General features: G+C 64.5%; 16 protein-coding genes. 8 read left to right on the top strand and 8 right to left on the bottom strand.

What is annotated here, in order from left to right; genetic code table 11:
• Nucleotides 1-13: 13 nt before the first annotated feature.
• The 7 genes from GRI89_RS16945 to GRI89_RS16975 form a co-directional block, all read right to left on the bottom strand.
• Nucleotides 14-382 carry a hypothetical protein gene (locus GRI89_RS16945; RefSeq protein WP_159798111.1) on the bottom strand — a complete coding sequence of 123 codons (369 nt, stop codon included), beginning with the start codon at nucleotides 380-382 and terminating at the stop codon, nucleotides 14-16.
• 75 nt (nucleotides 383-457) lie between these two features.
• Entirely contained in the window at nucleotides 458-1,414 is a 957-nt protein-coding gene (locus GRI89_RS16950) for a Gfo/Idh/MocA family oxidoreductase (protein ID WP_159798113.1), read from the bottom strand.
• A 20-nt stretch (nucleotides 1,415-1,434) separates the two neighbouring features.
• Entirely contained in the window at nucleotides 1,435-2,346 is a 912-nt protein-coding gene (locus GRI89_RS16955) for a class III extradiol dioxygenase subunit beta (protein WP_159798115.1), read from the bottom strand.
• Between the two features lies 1 nt (nucleotide 2,347).
• Nucleotides 2,348-2,770, bottom strand: a complete 423-nt coding sequence (ligA, locus tag GRI89_RS16960) for a protocatechuate 4,5-dioxygenase subunit alpha (RefSeq protein ID WP_159798117.1) — start codon at nucleotides 2,768-2,770, stop codon at nucleotides 2,348-2,350.
• On the bottom strand, nucleotides 2,767-3,066 hold the full coding sequence (locus GRI89_RS16965) for a DUF2218 domain-containing protein (protein ID WP_328598324.1): 300 nt from the start codon (nucleotides 3,064-3,066) through the stop codon (nucleotides 2,767-2,769). Before GRI89_RS16965 ends, ligA begins: the two co-directional genes overlap by 4 nt.
• A complete protein-coding gene (locus tag GRI89_RS16970; RefSeq protein WP_159798119.1) occupies nucleotides 3,063-4,088 on the bottom strand; it encodes an amidohydrolase family protein in 1,026 nt (341 codons plus the stop codon). The genes GRI89_RS16965 and GRI89_RS16970 overlap by 4 nt, the downstream gene beginning before the upstream one ends.
• On the bottom strand, nucleotides 4,085-4,921 hold the full coding sequence (locus GRI89_RS16975) for an NAD(P)-dependent oxidoreductase (RefSeq protein WP_159798121.1): 837 nt from the start codon (nucleotides 4,919-4,921) through the stop codon (nucleotides 4,085-4,087). The genes GRI89_RS16970 and GRI89_RS16975 overlap by 4 nt, the downstream gene beginning before the upstream one ends.
• Nucleotides 4,922-5,049: 128 nt before the next feature.
• Here GRI89_RS16975 and GRI89_RS16980 point away from each other — a divergent pair, with 128 nt between their 5' ends.
• From GRI89_RS16980 to GRI89_RS17010, 8 genes are all read left to right on the top strand, one after another.
• Nucleotides 5,050-5,724, top strand: a complete 675-nt coding sequence (locus GRI89_RS16980; RefSeq protein WP_159798123.1) for a 4-carboxy-4-hydroxy-2-oxoadipate aldolase/oxaloacetate decarboxylase — start codon at nucleotides 5,050-5,052, stop codon at nucleotides 5,722-5,724.
• A 14-nt stretch (nucleotides 5,725-5,738) separates the two neighbouring features.
• Complete coding sequence (locus tag GRI89_RS16985; RefSeq protein WP_159798221.1) at nucleotides 5,739-6,779, top strand: 4-oxalomesaconate tautomerase; 1,041 nt, start codon at nucleotides 5,739-5,741, stop codon at nucleotides 6,777-6,779.
• Nucleotides 6,772-7,656, top strand: a complete 885-nt coding sequence (locus GRI89_RS17860; protein ID WP_235913486.1) for an amidohydrolase family protein — start codon at nucleotides 6,772-6,774, stop codon at nucleotides 7,654-7,656. The genes GRI89_RS16985 and GRI89_RS17860 overlap by 8 nt, the downstream gene beginning before the upstream one ends.
• Complete coding sequence (locus tag GRI89_RS16990) at nucleotides 7,644-8,342, top strand: GNAT family N-acetyltransferase (RefSeq protein WP_201290965.1); 699 nt, start codon at nucleotides 7,644-7,646, stop codon at nucleotides 8,340-8,342. Before GRI89_RS17860 ends, GRI89_RS16990 begins: the two co-directional genes overlap by 13 nt.
• A complete protein-coding gene (locus GRI89_RS16995; protein ID WP_159798127.1) occupies nucleotides 8,249-9,223 on the top strand; it encodes a MipA/OmpV family protein in 975 nt (324 codons plus the stop codon). Before GRI89_RS16990 ends, GRI89_RS16995 begins: the two co-directional genes overlap by 94 nt.
• Nucleotides 9,224-9,311: 88 nt before the next feature.
• A complete protein-coding gene (locus GRI89_RS17000; RefSeq protein WP_159798129.1) occupies nucleotides 9,312-10,019 on the top strand; it encodes a superoxide dismutase in 708 nt (235 codons plus the stop codon).
• A gap of 327 nt (nucleotides 10,020-10,346) precedes the next feature.
• Entirely contained in the window at nucleotides 10,347-12,020 is a 1,674-nt protein-coding gene (locus GRI89_RS17005; RefSeq protein WP_159798131.1) for a tetratricopeptide repeat protein, read from the top strand.
• Nucleotides 12,017-12,850, top strand: a complete 834-nt coding sequence (locus GRI89_RS17010) for a PfkB family carbohydrate kinase (protein WP_159798133.1) — start codon at nucleotides 12,017-12,019, stop codon at nucleotides 12,848-12,850. The genes GRI89_RS17005 and GRI89_RS17010 overlap by 4 nt, the downstream gene beginning before the upstream one ends.
• Here the strand turns inward: GRI89_RS17010 and GRI89_RS17015 are convergent.
• Nucleotides 12,847-14,046 (bottom strand): transaldolase family protein, encoded by a 1,200-nt coding sequence (locus GRI89_RS17015; RefSeq protein ID WP_159798135.1) that lies wholly within the window; start codon nucleotides 14,044-14,046, stop codon nucleotides 12,847-12,849. The two genes, GRI89_RS17010 and GRI89_RS17015, sit on opposite strands and share 4 nt — an antisense overlap.
• Nucleotides 14,047-14,052 lie beyond the last annotated feature (6 nt).

The following is a 14,052-nucleotide window of genomic DNA, read 5'->3' on the forward strand; positions in this document are numbered from 1 at the left end:
AGTTGGTCCTTCGTTAGTGGAGCGAGAAGCTGGTCCCGACCCACCGATAGAAGTCGTCCTGTACCGAGTTCAAGCCCTGGGCCGACTTCAGATAGCCCTGGATGTCATCTTCGATCGCCTGCAGGCGCCATTTCGCCTGGTGATCGGCCAGGGCCTGGCGCAAGGCAAAGAAGCGCTCGGAAAACGCGTCCCTGAGCGCAGTATCGGCCTGCAACCTCGCGTCGGTTTTCATGTCCTGCAGGATTTCGAGCATCAGCATCGCATAGCGGCTGCGAAGCTTGACGATCTCGTTCTTGCTATCGGTGCCGCCGGCATCGGCCAACGATCGCATCTTGCGATACATCGTTTCGGCGTCGGCCAGCGTGGAATCCAGCTTGCCCATTGGCCCCTCTCCCAACTTGACCCCATAAATGGGGACTCCCTTCCTCCATTTTGCCGGAATCAAGTTGGGAAATGGTTACGACCAGCCGTCTTGCGCCTCAAGGCTCTTTGCGAGTTCGCCGATCACGCGGTAGCAATCGAGCACCTGGGCCACCGAGGAATTCGGCTCGCGGCCCTCGCGAATTGCGGCGATGAACTCGCGGTCCTGCAGCTCGATTCCGTTGTTGCTCACCGTCACGCCTGAGAGGTCGATCGGCTCTTCCTTGCCGGTCACGAGGTCGTCGTAACGCGCGATGTAGGTCGCAGTGTCGCCGATGTAGCGGAAGAAGGTGCCGAGCGGACCGTCGTTGTTGAACGACAGCGAGAGCGTGCAGATCGCGCCGCTCTGGCTCTTGAGCTGGATCGACATGTCCATGGCGATGCCGAGATCCGGGTGCTTCGGCCCCTGGATGGCGTTGGCAGTGACGATCTTGCCGGCCTGATAGGCGAACAGATCGATGGTGTGCGCCGCGTGGTGCCACAGGAGGTGGTCGGTCCAGCTGCGCGCCTCGCCCTTGGCGTTCATGTTCTTGCGGCGGAAAAAGTAGGTCTGCACGTCCATCTGCTGGACGTTGAAGTCGCCCGCCACGATCCTGTTGTGCACGTACTGGTGGCTCGGATTGAAGCGCCGGGTGTGCCCGACCATGCAGACGAGGCCGGTTTCCTGCTGCTTCTTCAGCACCGCTTCGGCATCGGCCCAGCTGTCGGACAGCGGGATCTCGACCTGCACGTGCTTGCCCGCCTCCATGCAGGCGATCGCCTGTTCGGCGTGCATCTGCGTCGGGGTGCACAGGATCACCGCGTCGACGTCGTCCCGGGCTAGCGCCTCGGCGAGGTCGGTGCCGGCATGCGGAGCGCCGTACTTGGCGGCGACTTCCGCCGCCTGTTCGGCCCGGCGCGAGATGATCGAGGTGATCGAAACCCCGTCGATGTTCTTCAGGCCGTCGAGGTGCTTTTCACCGAAAGCGCCGGCTCCGGCGAGTGCGATACGCATCAAATACTCTCCTGTCTGGATTACTCGGCGGGTTCCAGGCTGTGGCCCGAATGGACCACGCGCGGATCGAGTGCTTCGCCCGCAGTGTCCTCCGGCTGGAGGATCAGCGCGCCGAGCGCCGTGTTCGAGGCGGGAATGTGGTAGAACTGGTAGAGGTCCTTGACCTTGTCTCCCAGCGCGCCGCGCATGATCAGCCACATCACCAGCTCGATGCCTTCCGACCCGCTTTCGCGCAGGTACTGGATGTGCGGCATCTTCGCGAGCGTCTCGGGGTCCTCGATCAGCTTGTCGATGAAGTTGAGGTCGAATTCCTTGTTTATCAGGCCGGCGCGCGGGCCCTGCAACTGGTGGCTCATGCCGCCGGTACCCCAGACGTGGACATTTAGGTCTTCGGGGAAGCTCTCCACCGCGGCCCTGATGCTGTCGCCGAGCGCGAAGCAGCGCGCGCCCGAGGGCGGCGGGTAGGTCACGACGTTGACCGGGAACGGGATGATCTTGCACGGCCACTCGGACGGCTCGCCGAAGATCATCGACAGCGGCACGGTGCAGCCGTGGTCGACGTCCATCTGGTTGAAGATGGTCATGTCGAAATCGTCAAGGATCAGGCTCTGCGCGATATGCCAGGCGAGATCGGGATGGCCGATCACGTCGGGTACCGGACGCGGGCCCCAGCCTTCGTCGGCCGGCTTGAAACTTTCCGCGCAGCCGATGGCGAAGGTCGGGATGACGTTCATGTCGAACGCCGAAGCGTGGTCGTTGTACACCAGTACGACGACGTCGGGCATGTTGCCGGGCTGCTGGATCCAGTCACGGATCGGCTGGTAGCCGCTGAACACCGGGCCCCAATAGTCGTTGCCGCTGGTGCCCGTCTGCATCGCAGCGCCGAGCGCCGGAATGTGGCTCGAGGTGATCCCCGTGGTTACGCGTGCCATGTCAGTACTTCCCCTTGATCGAGCGGACCCCTTCGGGTGAACGGCCGCCCTTGAGCATCATTTCGGCGTATTCTTCCTGTGTCATGCCGGTCATCGAGCCGGCGGCGAACTGGAAGCTCTTGCCGTCCGTCGAGAAAAGCTTCGACAGGAAATAGACGTTCCCGCCTTCGTCGATCATCGCGTTGTAGTCGCGATCGAGCACCGCCTGTTTGGCCGCCGGGGTCAGGTGCCATTCGTCGAGATAGGCGCTTTCGTCGGCCTTGAAGCGCTCGCGGTTCTCCGCCTTCATCAGGCTCATCGCGAACTGGTTGAGCCAGTAGCCCTTGCGGGCCCGCTGCGCGGTGAACACGCGGGTACCCGGGATGTCGTCGAACTCCGCGAGGTACTCGTGGATGTTGATCCGCTCTTTCTTCTTCTCGGTCATTGATCCGTCCATTCATAGGTCAGCGGGGCCTCGCGGAAGGCGAAGCGGTCGATGTGGCGTTCGATCACGCCGCGCATGCGTTCGTTCTCTTCCGCGTCGGCAGTGGTCAGGGTGATGCCAATCCCGTCCTTGTGCGCGGTCATTACGGCATTCGTGTGCTCGCTGAAGGGGAACACCCCCATGCCGTCGCCGTCGTCGTAGCTGGTCGCCATCTTGTGGCCCCAGTGGCTGACGAGCTGCTTGATGTAGCGCTCGGGCTGCTCGCAATAGGCCATTCCGGTTGCGGTGGCGCTCACAGCCCGCGTTCCTTGAGGATTGCATCGAGCCGCGGATAGACGATCCGGGCGTTGCCTTCGAAAATCATGTGCTTCTCTTCGGCGGAGATATCGAGTGCATCGATGTAGCGCTTGGTATCGTCGAAATAGAAGCCGGTAGTCGGGTCGATCCCGCGCACCGCGCCGACCATTTCGCTGCCGAACAGGATGTTCTTGTTCTCGATCACGTCGGCCAGCAGGTCGATGCCCGGCTGGTGATAGACGCAGGTGTCGAAGAACACATTGTTCATCAGGTGCACCTGCAGGTCAGGCTGCTTGAGCATGTCGGCGAGGCCCCGGTAGCGGCCCCAGTGATAGGGCACAGCGCCGCCGCCGTGCGGGATGATCAATTTGAGCGTCGGGAAGCGGGAGAACAGATCGCCCTGCAGCAGTTGCATGAAGGCGACGGTGTCGGCGGCGAGATAGTATCCGCCGGTGGCGTGCATCGCCGGGTTGCAGCTGCCCGAGACGTGGATCATCGCCGGGACTTCCAGCTCGCACATCGCCTCGTAGATCGGGAACCAGTATTCGTCGGTCAGCGGCGGGTGCTGGAAGTGGCCGCCGCCCGGATCGGGGTTGAGGTTGCAGACGACGAAGTTCAGTTCCTCGACGCAGCGGCGCAACTCGCGTACGCTCTCCGACATGTCCGACTTCGGGCTCTGCGGCAGCATGCAGCCGCCGATGAAGGTATCGGGGAACAGCTGCGTCACGCGATAGATCAGGTCGTTGCACCGCTTCGCCCATTCGCTCGCCACCGCCTGGTCGCCGACGTGCGGCGCCATCGCGCTGGCCCGGGGGCTGAAGATAGTGAAGTCGGCGCCGCGTTCTTTGATCAGGCGCAACTGATTGGCCTCGATCGTCTCGCGAATCTCGTCGTCCGAGATCTCGGGGTAGGGCGGGCATTCGGTGCCGGCCTTGAAGGCGGCCTTCTGTTCCTCGCGCCAGGCATCATGCCCCTTGGGGAGCACAGTATAGTGGCCGTGGCAGTCGATAATCAGGCTCATGCAGCTTGGTCTTTCCGGGTCCGTGCGCCCTCTCCGGCGCGGCGCTGTAACTTGACGGTGCCTTCGCTCATCACCGGCTCGATGCCGAGCGCGGCGAGGGTCTTGCACACTTCTTCCATTTCCGCCGCGCGGCGCAAGCCATGCGTGTCCATGCGTTCCTTGTTGTAGGCGGTCTTCGCGGCCCAGCCGATCGCCTTCTCGCTGGCATCGAGCGAGGCCATGACCTCGTCGAACACGCCGGCGGCCTGGGCGGCCGCAGCGCATTCGCTGGTCAGCGCTTCGAGCCCCTTGACCATGACCGAGCGGATCATCTTGATGGCGCTGGCCCGGCCGATTTCCTCGCCGACGATGCGGGTCTTGCCAAAGCCGAGGGCCTTGAGGGCTGTTTCCGCCGCGCCGGCATGTTCACCGGCCAGCAACAGCGGCACGTCGAGCGCCGCCGGATCGACCGGAGCCATCACCGCGACATCGACATAACGCCCTCCCGCCGCTGCGATCGCTTCGGCAGCGGCGCGCTTGGTCTGTGGGGCGACCGAGTTCAGGTCGCACCACAGCGCGCCCGCGGGCAGAAGTGCGGCATAGTCCTGCGCGGCAGGCAGTGCGGCATCGGCGGTGACGAGGCTCAGGACAATGTCGGCACCGGCCAGCGCAGCGGCCGGATCGGCGGCGGCGTCGACCCCGCAATCGGCCATCGCTGCGCGGCGTTCGGCCAGCACGTCCCAGCCCCTGGCATGGCCCTGCCAGCCGCCAGAGCGAGCAAAGGTCGACCCGGCTTCGCCGAAGCCGACAAGCGCCACCCGCGGGGGCGAAAAGGGCGTATTCGAGTCTGGCATCCTCTTGGCGTTCGCCTTACAGACTGTATGTGTTACTTACAAGTTTGCGGGCTGGTCCAAGACTCCCTTGACGGAGCGGGGGCGGCCAGTCCACCGCAGCAAAAATTGCCCCGAGGAGAGTCGAACTTATGTCAGGCGTGGTCGTCCAGAACATCGAACGTGCGGACCTGGAAGTCGTCACGGCGCTCGGCAAGTGCGGGGTGGCCACGGTGCACGAAGCGCAGGGCCGTACCGGGCTGCTCGCAAGCTACATGCGCCCGATATATTCCGGCGCTCGGATCGGCGCCACGGCGGTGACCATCTCGGTTCCCCCGGGCGACAACTACATGGTCCACGCCGCGATCGAGCAGTGCCGCGAAGGCGACGTGCTCGTGATTGCGCCGACATCCCCTTGCGAAGACGGCTATTTCGGCGACCTCCTCGCCACCAGCGCGCAGGCGCGCGGCGTGCGCGGGCTGATTATCGACGCCGGTATCCGCGACGTGCGCGACCTCAAGGAAATGGACTTCCCGGTCTGGGCCAAGCGCATCTTCGCGCAGGGCACGATCAAGGCCAGCCTCGGCAGCGTTAATGTCGATGTCGTCTGCGCCGGCGCCTACGTCCGGCCGGGCGATGTGATCGTGGCCGACGACGACGGCGTCTGCGTGGTCAAGCGCGAGGATGCCGAGGCGGTGCTCAAGAAAGCCCAGGCGCGCGAAGCCAACGAGGAAGTGAAGCGCCAGAAGCTCGCTTCCGGTGTGCTCGGCCTCGACATGTACGGCTTCCGCCAGAAGCTCACCGACATGGGGCTGAAGTGGGTCTGAATTCCGCTCCCGTCATGTGGATGCGCGGGGGAACGTCGAAAGGCGGCTTCTTCCTTGCATCCGACCTGCCCGAGAGCATCGAGGAGCGCGACGCCTTCCTGCTGCGCGTTATGGGCTCGCCCGACGTGCGGCAGATCGACGGGATGGGGGGAGCCGACCCGCTGACCAGCAAGGTCGCGGTGGTCAGTCCTTCCAAACACGAGGGGATCGATGTCGAGTACCTGTTCTTGCAGGTCTTCGTCGACCAGGCCATCGTCACCGACCAGCAAAACTGCGGGAACATGCTCGCGGGCGTCGGCCCCTTCGCCATCGAGCGCGGGCTGGTTGCGGCAACCGGCGACGAGACGCAGGTCGCCATCTTCATGGTCAACACGGCGCAGGCAGCCGTCGCCACCGTCCAGACACCCGGCGGCACCGTCAACTACGCCGGTGATGCGCAGATCGACGGGGTGCCTGGCACTCACGCCCCGATCCCGCTCGAATTCCGCGACACTGCCGGTTCGACCTGCGGCGCGCTCCTGCCGACGGGCAATGCCGTCGATGTCATCAATGGCGTACCCTGCACGCTGATCGACAACGGCATGCCTTGCATCGTCTTCAAGGCCGAGGACGTCGGCGCGACCGGCTATGAATCCCGAGAGGAACTGGAGAGCGATGCCTTCGCTCCGATCCGGCAGAAGATCGAGGCGATCCGCCTTGCGTCCGGAGAGATGATGAACCTCGGCAAGGTGCGCAACAAGTCGGTGCCCAAGATGACCCTGGTCGCGCCACCGCGGAATGGCGGTGCGGTGACCACCCGCGTCTTCATTCCGCACCGCGCCCATGCCTCGATCGGGGTGCTTGGTGCGGTGACGGCTGCCACCGCCTGCCTCGTCCCCGGCTCGCCGGCCGCCGAAGTGGCGGTCATTCCTGAAGGGCGGCGTAAGACGCTGAGCATCGAACACCCCTCGGGCGAGCTGAGCTGCGTGCTCGAAGTCGACGAATCCGGCGCTGTGCAATCCGCCGCGCTCCTGCGCACCGCGCGAAAATTGATGGATGGAACCGTTTTTGCCTGACCGTATCGTTAGCTGGCACGCCAACCCCTCGAAACCCCGCTTCGTCCCGCCGCCTGGTGCGGTCGATGCGCATTGCCACGTCTTTGGTCCGGCTGCCGAATTCCCGTTCAGCGCCAGGGCCAAGTACCTTCCCGAAGACGCCGGGCCCGACATGCTGTTCGCGCTGCGCGACCATCTCGGCTTTTCGCGCAACGTCGTGGTCCAGGCGAGCTGCCACGGCACCGAAAACTCGGCGACCTTGAACGCGATCGCGAAGTCGAACGGCAAGGCGCGCGGGGTCGCGATGGTCGATCCGTCGATTTCCGCGGAGGAGCTTCAGGCGCTCCACGCCGGCGGCATTCGTGGCATCCGCTTCAACTTCCTCAAGCGGCTGGTCGACAATGCGCCCAAGGACAAGTTCCTCGAAGTCGCAGGTCGCCTGCCCGCCGGCTGGCACGTGGTGATCTACTTCGAGGCCGACATTCTCGAAGAACTGCGCCCGTTCCTTGATGCGATCCCGGTGCCGCTGGTGATCGACCACATGGGCCGCCCCGATATGACGCAGGGCCCGGACGGCCCCGACATGCGCGCCTTCCGTGCGCTGCTCGACAGCCGTAGCGACATCGATTTCAAGGCGACCTGCCCCGATCGCCTCGACGCAATCAAGGTGGGCGGCCTCGGCGATCCATGGGACAATTTCGCCCGTTCGGTCGCGCCGCTGGTGGCCGACTATCCCGACCGCTGCATCTGGGGCACCGACTGGCCGCATCCCAACATGCAGGACGAAATTCCCGACGACGGCCATATCGTCGACATGATCCCGCGCGTCGCCCCGACGGCCGAGCTGCAGCACAAGCTGCTCGTTGCCAATCCGGAGCGGCTCTATTGGTCGGACTAGATCCGCTCGCCCGTCCCGCATGGGCCGCGCTCAGCGGCCCGCAGGCGCATCTCGCCGAGATCAACGGCCGCGCCCGGCGCTTTCGCTACGACGTGAATGCAATCATCGCCTGCGAGGACGACGGTGCGAAGGCCGTCGCCGACCAGTTCGCCCTCCTCGCGCCGGGTGAACGGGTATTCGCGGTCCAGGTGGCGGATATTCCCGATGTGCCCGGGCTTACGACGGTCCTGTGCAGGCCCGCCGTGCAGATGATACTCGAGGAGTCCGAGGCTGGGTTCGAGGCGGAGGTCGATTTCGAGTTGCTGGGCGAGGACGATGTCGACGCCATGCTCGAACTTGCCGAGCTGACCCAGCCGGGCCCGTTCCGCCGCGAGACCTGCCGCGTGGGCCAGTTCATCGGCTTGCGCCGCGAAGGCCGGCTCGTCGCCATGGCCGGCGAGCGCATGCGCATCCCGGGCTACTGCGAAGTAAGCGGCGTGTGCACCCATCCCGATGCGCGCGGCGAGGGACTGGCGAGCCGCCTGTCCGCCTACAAGGCCCGCGAAATCCTCGCGCGCGGCGAAATTCCGTTCCTCCACGCCTGGCAGGACAATTGCGCCGCGATCCGCATCTACGAACGGCTCGGTTTTCGTATTGCGCGGCAGATGAATGTCACGGTTTTCGAGCGACCAGTCGTCGCGAAGTAACTCAGTGCGGCGGAACGCAAGGACTTCCCGCATGTTACCTTGAACATACAACTCTGCCGCGAGGGCTGAGGACGAAGGCTAGGGAAGCAAGAACTCTGATAGTTTCGAAATTCTACCAGCTGCCGGTCGCCGCGGCGATCGCCGCGCTTTTCGCCGCACCGGCCAGTGCGGAAGACAAGGAACCGTGGCGCTATCGCGTCGGCGCCGGGGCGCAGGTCAAACCGCAGTATCCCGGCGCCGACGACGTTTCGGTCCTGCCGATGTTCGACATCGACCGCACGCGCGGCGATGAACCCTTCGAATTCGAGGCGGCCGACGACAGCTTCGGTTTCAACCTGGTCAACTCCGGCGGTTTCGAATTTGGACCAGCGGTGTCGCTGGTCGGCAAGCGTAAATCGAAGGAAGTCGGGACCGCGACGCCCAATGTCGACCGGATCATCGAAGTCGGCGCCTTCGCCAATTACTGGCTCGGCGAGAATTTCCGCCTGCATAGCGAAGTCCGCCGGGGCGTGACCGGGCACGAGGGCTGGGAAGTCGACGGCGGTGCCGACGTGGTCTGGCGCGACGGGGACAAGTGGCTTGTTTCGCTCGGCCCGAGGGTCACCTGGGCGGACCACAAATTCCACGACGCTTATTTCTCTGTAACGCCGGCCACCTCACTCGCCACAGGTCTGCCGGTCTACGAGGCGAACGGCGGGCTCGAATCCTACGGCGCGACAGCCAGCGGTGAACTGGCTCTCACTCAACGCTGGGGCCTCTCGCTCTACGCCAAGTACGAACGGCTCACCGGCGACGCGGCGGACTCGCCGATCGTCCGGCAGTATGGCTCACGTGACCAGTTCTCCGGCGGCTTGGCGCTGAGCTACACCTTCGGCCGCTAGTCGCGCGCCAATGCAACTTCCTTGGCCTGCCGCCTGAGTGGGGTATGATGCCGGGCATGGCGTCTCAGTACGCTGGAGGAGAGATGACATGGCAGGAATTAGTCGCAGGGAAGCGATCGCTACGGCATCGATAGGAGCAGCAGGACTGGCCCTAGCTCCCTCGGCCGCGTCAGGCCAGGCCACTGCACCGGTCCCGGCCTTCGCCGGCAATCACCAGCCAAAGCCGCTGCGCTTCGATCCGGCGCGGCTCACCGGCCTGTCCGAAAAGCTCATCACCTCGCACTGGCAGAACAATTACCAGGGCTCTGTGCGGGCGCTCAATATGGTCGAGCAAAGGCTGGCCGCTGCCATGGCCGACACCGATTTCCCCGCGGTGATCTACGGCGGGCTCAAGCGCGAGGAACTGCACCGGACCGGCTCGGTGATACTGCACGAGCTGTACTTCGACGGCCTCGGCGGCGACGGCAAGCCGAGTGGCAGCGTGGCTCAGGCACTCGCCGCGGCGTTCGGTTCGATCGAGGCGTGGGAGGCCGAATTCCGCCGCACCGCGATGTCGCTCGCCGGCGGTTCGGGATGGTGCGTGCTGAGCTACAACCAGTCGACCGGCTCGCTGCACAACTACTGGGCGTGGGACCACATGCATTCAGCGGTCACCGGCGCCCCGCTGATCGCACTCGATATGTACGAGCATTCCTACCACATGGACTACGGCACCGCGGCGGCGAAGTATGTCGATGCCTTCCTTGCCAACCTTGATTGGGAGATTGTCGACGCCCGGCTGGCCGCAGCACGGTGAACTGCTCCCCGACTTAACCGTGTGTAACCGTTAAGCGCTGTGCGCCGCACCAAATTTGGTGTCATGGGCTGTCGGGCGCCGGCTCCCAGGCCTTCGGGTCGCCAAGTCGAATCCCGGGTCCGGTGCCTTTCAAGCGTCCCGTACATGTGCCGACGGATCCCAAGCTCCGACGCAGCCGTACGTGGATTTGTGCCGTATGCACGACGTCCCGGGTACTCCAAGGAAGATTAGGGACATCCTCCTGGAGTGCTCGGGACGGCTCGCGGTGCGATGAATTCGCCGTTTGCTCCACCCCGGCGGCTTGGCTAGACCAAGCGAAGGGGAGCCATGGCCGAGCAGCATTCCCACCTCAACGTTGCCCTCGAGCACGCGCTGCGATCGCCTGAGTTCGCCGCCGCTCCGCGCATGGCGCAGCTGCTCGCCTATCTCGTGAAGGAAGCCGAAGAGGGGCGCGGCGACTTCATCAAAGGCTACTCGATCGGTGTCGACGTCTTCGAACGTGGGGAGAACTTCGATCCCTCGCGGGATTCGATTGTCCGCGTACAGGTAGTCCGTCTCCGGGCGCTGCTCGACGAGTATTACGCCGGCAGCGGCAAGGACGAGGACTGGCGGCTTGTCATCCCCAAGGGCGGCTATTGCCCGCTGGTCGAGCCTCGCGATGCCGAGGCCGAAGCTGACCAGGGAGGTCCGGAAGCCGACCCACAGCCGAAACCAGCGCGGAAGGTGCTGGCGATTGCGCTGTCGGCCATCGCCATAGCGCTGGTCGCACTTGCTGCCTTCATTGTCGGACAGGGAAAGGAACGACACGAAGAGGCGCTGCAAATTGCCTTGCTCCAGCCCAACGGCCCGACGGTCTTCGTCGAGCGATATTCGGTTGCCGTGGACGACACCACCGCCGCAGCGCTGCGTGAAGGCTTGCACCACGATCTCATCACGTATCTATCGCAAATGCCCAGTCTCGGCGTGATCAGCATGCCGGGTTCCGGTTCGGAGGAAGCCGATGACGCCCACGGCGCCGAGTTCGTCCTGACCGGGGCAATCGCGACTTCGGGCGACACGTTTCGTATTTCATCGAACTTGATCAGGGTACGCGACCGCGTCGTCATCTGGTCGTCGGTCACGCCGACGGCACCGCTCGAAACGCTTACCCTTCTCGAAAAGCGTTCGGATCTCGCGCTGTCGGTCGCATCCGAATTGGGCCAGCCTTACGGGGTGATCCACGAGGAAATGCGCAACGACCTGGAAAACCATCGCGGCGTTTCATTCGAAAATTATCTCTGCGAGCTCCGGGCATACCAGTACATGCGTGCGAAGTCCGCCAAGCAGCTAGGCAAGGTGCGCGACTGCCTCGAACATGCGGTCAAGGACGTCGGCAACTACTCCAACGCCTGGGCGCTGCTGTCGTGGATCTACGGCGACGAGGCGCGCGTTTCGTTCGACCCGCAACGTGCCGGGGAAGCGACCGAGCGCGCGCTCGATGCGGCAAACAGGTCGGTGACGGCCAACACCACCAACGCAATGGCCTACGAGTACCTGGCCATCGCCCAGTTCTATGCCGGGGAGGGGGAGGTAGCTCTGGACTCGATCGACCGGGCCCTGCGCCTCGGCCCGAACAACGCGGAAATCCTCGCCAATGCCAGCTGGCTGTTTGCGCTGCTCGATGATCGCGAGGAAGTGATGGCGCTGTCGGCCAAGGCCATGGAGCTCAGTCCGGGCCACCCGGCATGGTACTCGGCAGGTCCGGCCCTGCGCTCGCTGTCGCTCGGCAATGGCACTGATGCGCTTCACTACGCGCGCCTGCACTACCGCGACGGAACGGCGAACGCACGCCTCCTGTTGGCGGCGGCCAGCAACCTGGCGGGCGATACCGCCGGCGCGAAGGCGGCCATGGCCGAACTCTCGCGGGAAGATCCGCGTATCGCCGGCAACCTCGATGCCTATCTCGCTTATATGCGGATACCGGACGACATCGTCCGGCTCATAAAGTCTCCCGCCGAATGACCATCCTGTTCGTCGGCCGCAGCACCTTCGACCTGGGCTACGTTTGCGCGAACTATCCGGAGGAGGACGCCAAGCATTCGGCGACGCACTTCTGGGCCGGTGCGGGAGGCTGCGCGCTGAATGCCGCCGTCACCGCAAGGGCGCTCGGCAGCGAGGTGAAGCTCCTGACGCTGCTCGGGACAGGGCCCTTCGCCGATGCAGTGCGGACGGAACTGGCGCAATATGACGTGCCGTTCGAGGACTTCGCGACCGACACCGAGGTCCTTCCGGTTTCCAGCATCATCGTGGTTCCGGGCAATGCCAGCCGCACGATAGTCGACCAACAACCCCCGCAAGCCTTGAAGTGCGAACCCGATATCGATGCCCTGCTGGCCGAAGCGACGTTGGTGCTGACGGACGGTTGGCTGCCGGCTCTCGTAATTCCGCTATGTCGCGGGGCGCGGGAGCAGGGCATCCCGGTGGTGCTCGACGGTGGTTCGGTGAAACCCTGGTCGGCCGAACTCATGCCGCTCATCGATTATGCCGTGGTCTCCAATCGCTTTCAGCCGGAATTCTCCTTCGAGGTACACCATCACTATCATTTCGCCATGACGCGCGGCGCGGGGCCGATCTCTTGGTACGACGGCTATGGCGGCGGAAGCATAACTCCTCCGCAGGTCGAGGCCGTCGACACGCTGGGGGCGGGCGACGTGTTCCATGGGGCGTTTTGCCATTACCTGGCCAAGTGGCCGGACTTCCCTGATGCACTCGAAAAGGCAGCTGTAGTGGCGGCAGAAAGCTGCCGCCACTACGGGGCCCGGGCCTGGATAGGCTCGTTCGGGGTGGACTAGCCCTCGATCGTCATCCGCACGAAATCGACCGTCTGCCGGGTCGCCTTGGCGAATTCGCCTGCAGTGGCCTGGAAGCTGCCGTAGTGGGCGAATTCCTCGGGCTTCATGCCGTCGTATTCGTAGGCCTGGCGGAAGCTCGGCAGCTTCATCAGCTTGGCGATGCTGGCGGGATTGGGCTCGCGCTCGATCGCCTTGGGATCGAACGGGGCGAGTTCGTCCTCGGCCTCCATCAGCTGGGCGATGTAGCCCGGCGGGCAGGTGTAGACCATGTCGCTGCCGGCGAAGTCGGCGATGTGGCGGCTGACCGTGTTGCCGGCGTCGTCCTTTTCGACCCGCATCGAGCATTGCAGCATCTTGGAGGGGTGGTTGTTCTCCTTGCCCCACCAGTATGCGCGCTTGAGCACGGCTTCCTCGCCATCGCGGATTTCCATCAGCGAGAGGTCGATCCCGCGCGCCTTGGCCTCGGTCTGCCAGTCCGAAAGCTGGCCGAGCCGGCTCGACATGTGGGTGACGACGCTGCGCCAGTTGGTCAGGTCGACCCCGTTCGACTTCGCACGTTCGAGGCCGCGGCTGACCGCGTTCATGCAGACGAGGTACTGCGGCACGGTGAAGCTGGTGGTGTTGTTGGTGCTGATGCCGCGCGCCGTCAGCTCCTCGATGATCTCGTAGCCTTCCTTCGAGCCGGGGATCTTGACCATGACGTTCGGGCCCTGCGCGTAAATCGACAGGCCTTGCTTGAGCATGGCCTCGCCATCGGTCACGAAACGCGGGTCGACCTGGCCGGAAAGGAATCCGAACTTGCCGCCCGACTTGTCGAACACCGGGCGGATCGCCTCGGCGCCGAGCCGCACAAGCTCGAGGTACATCGCCCAGTAGACGCCTTCGACGTCGAGCGAGGGATCGGCCGCGGCGATATCCTTGATGCGCTTGGTCCAGCCGGCCGGATCGACCTGGACGGCCTGCAGAGACAGCGGCGGATTGGTGGTCACGCCGCGGAAACCCATCGTGCCTTCGCTGGCGACGGTATCGGCGTTGTAGAAGCGGTTGAGCTGGCCTTCCCAGTCCGCGCGCTTGTCCGCGGGAGCGGCGGCGAGTGTCTTGGCTTCCCAGTCGGGATAGATCAGCGGCGAAGAATCCCACCAGATCTCGGCTTCGGGATTGGTGGCGGCGAGCTTTTCGAGCGGATGTTGTGTCATGGCCTC

Source organism: Croceibacterium salegens, assembly GCF_009827435.1.
In the GTDB taxonomy this organism is placed as follows: Bacteria; Pseudomonadota; Alphaproteobacteria; order Sphingomonadales; family Sphingomonadaceae; genus Croceibacterium_B; species Croceibacterium_B salegens.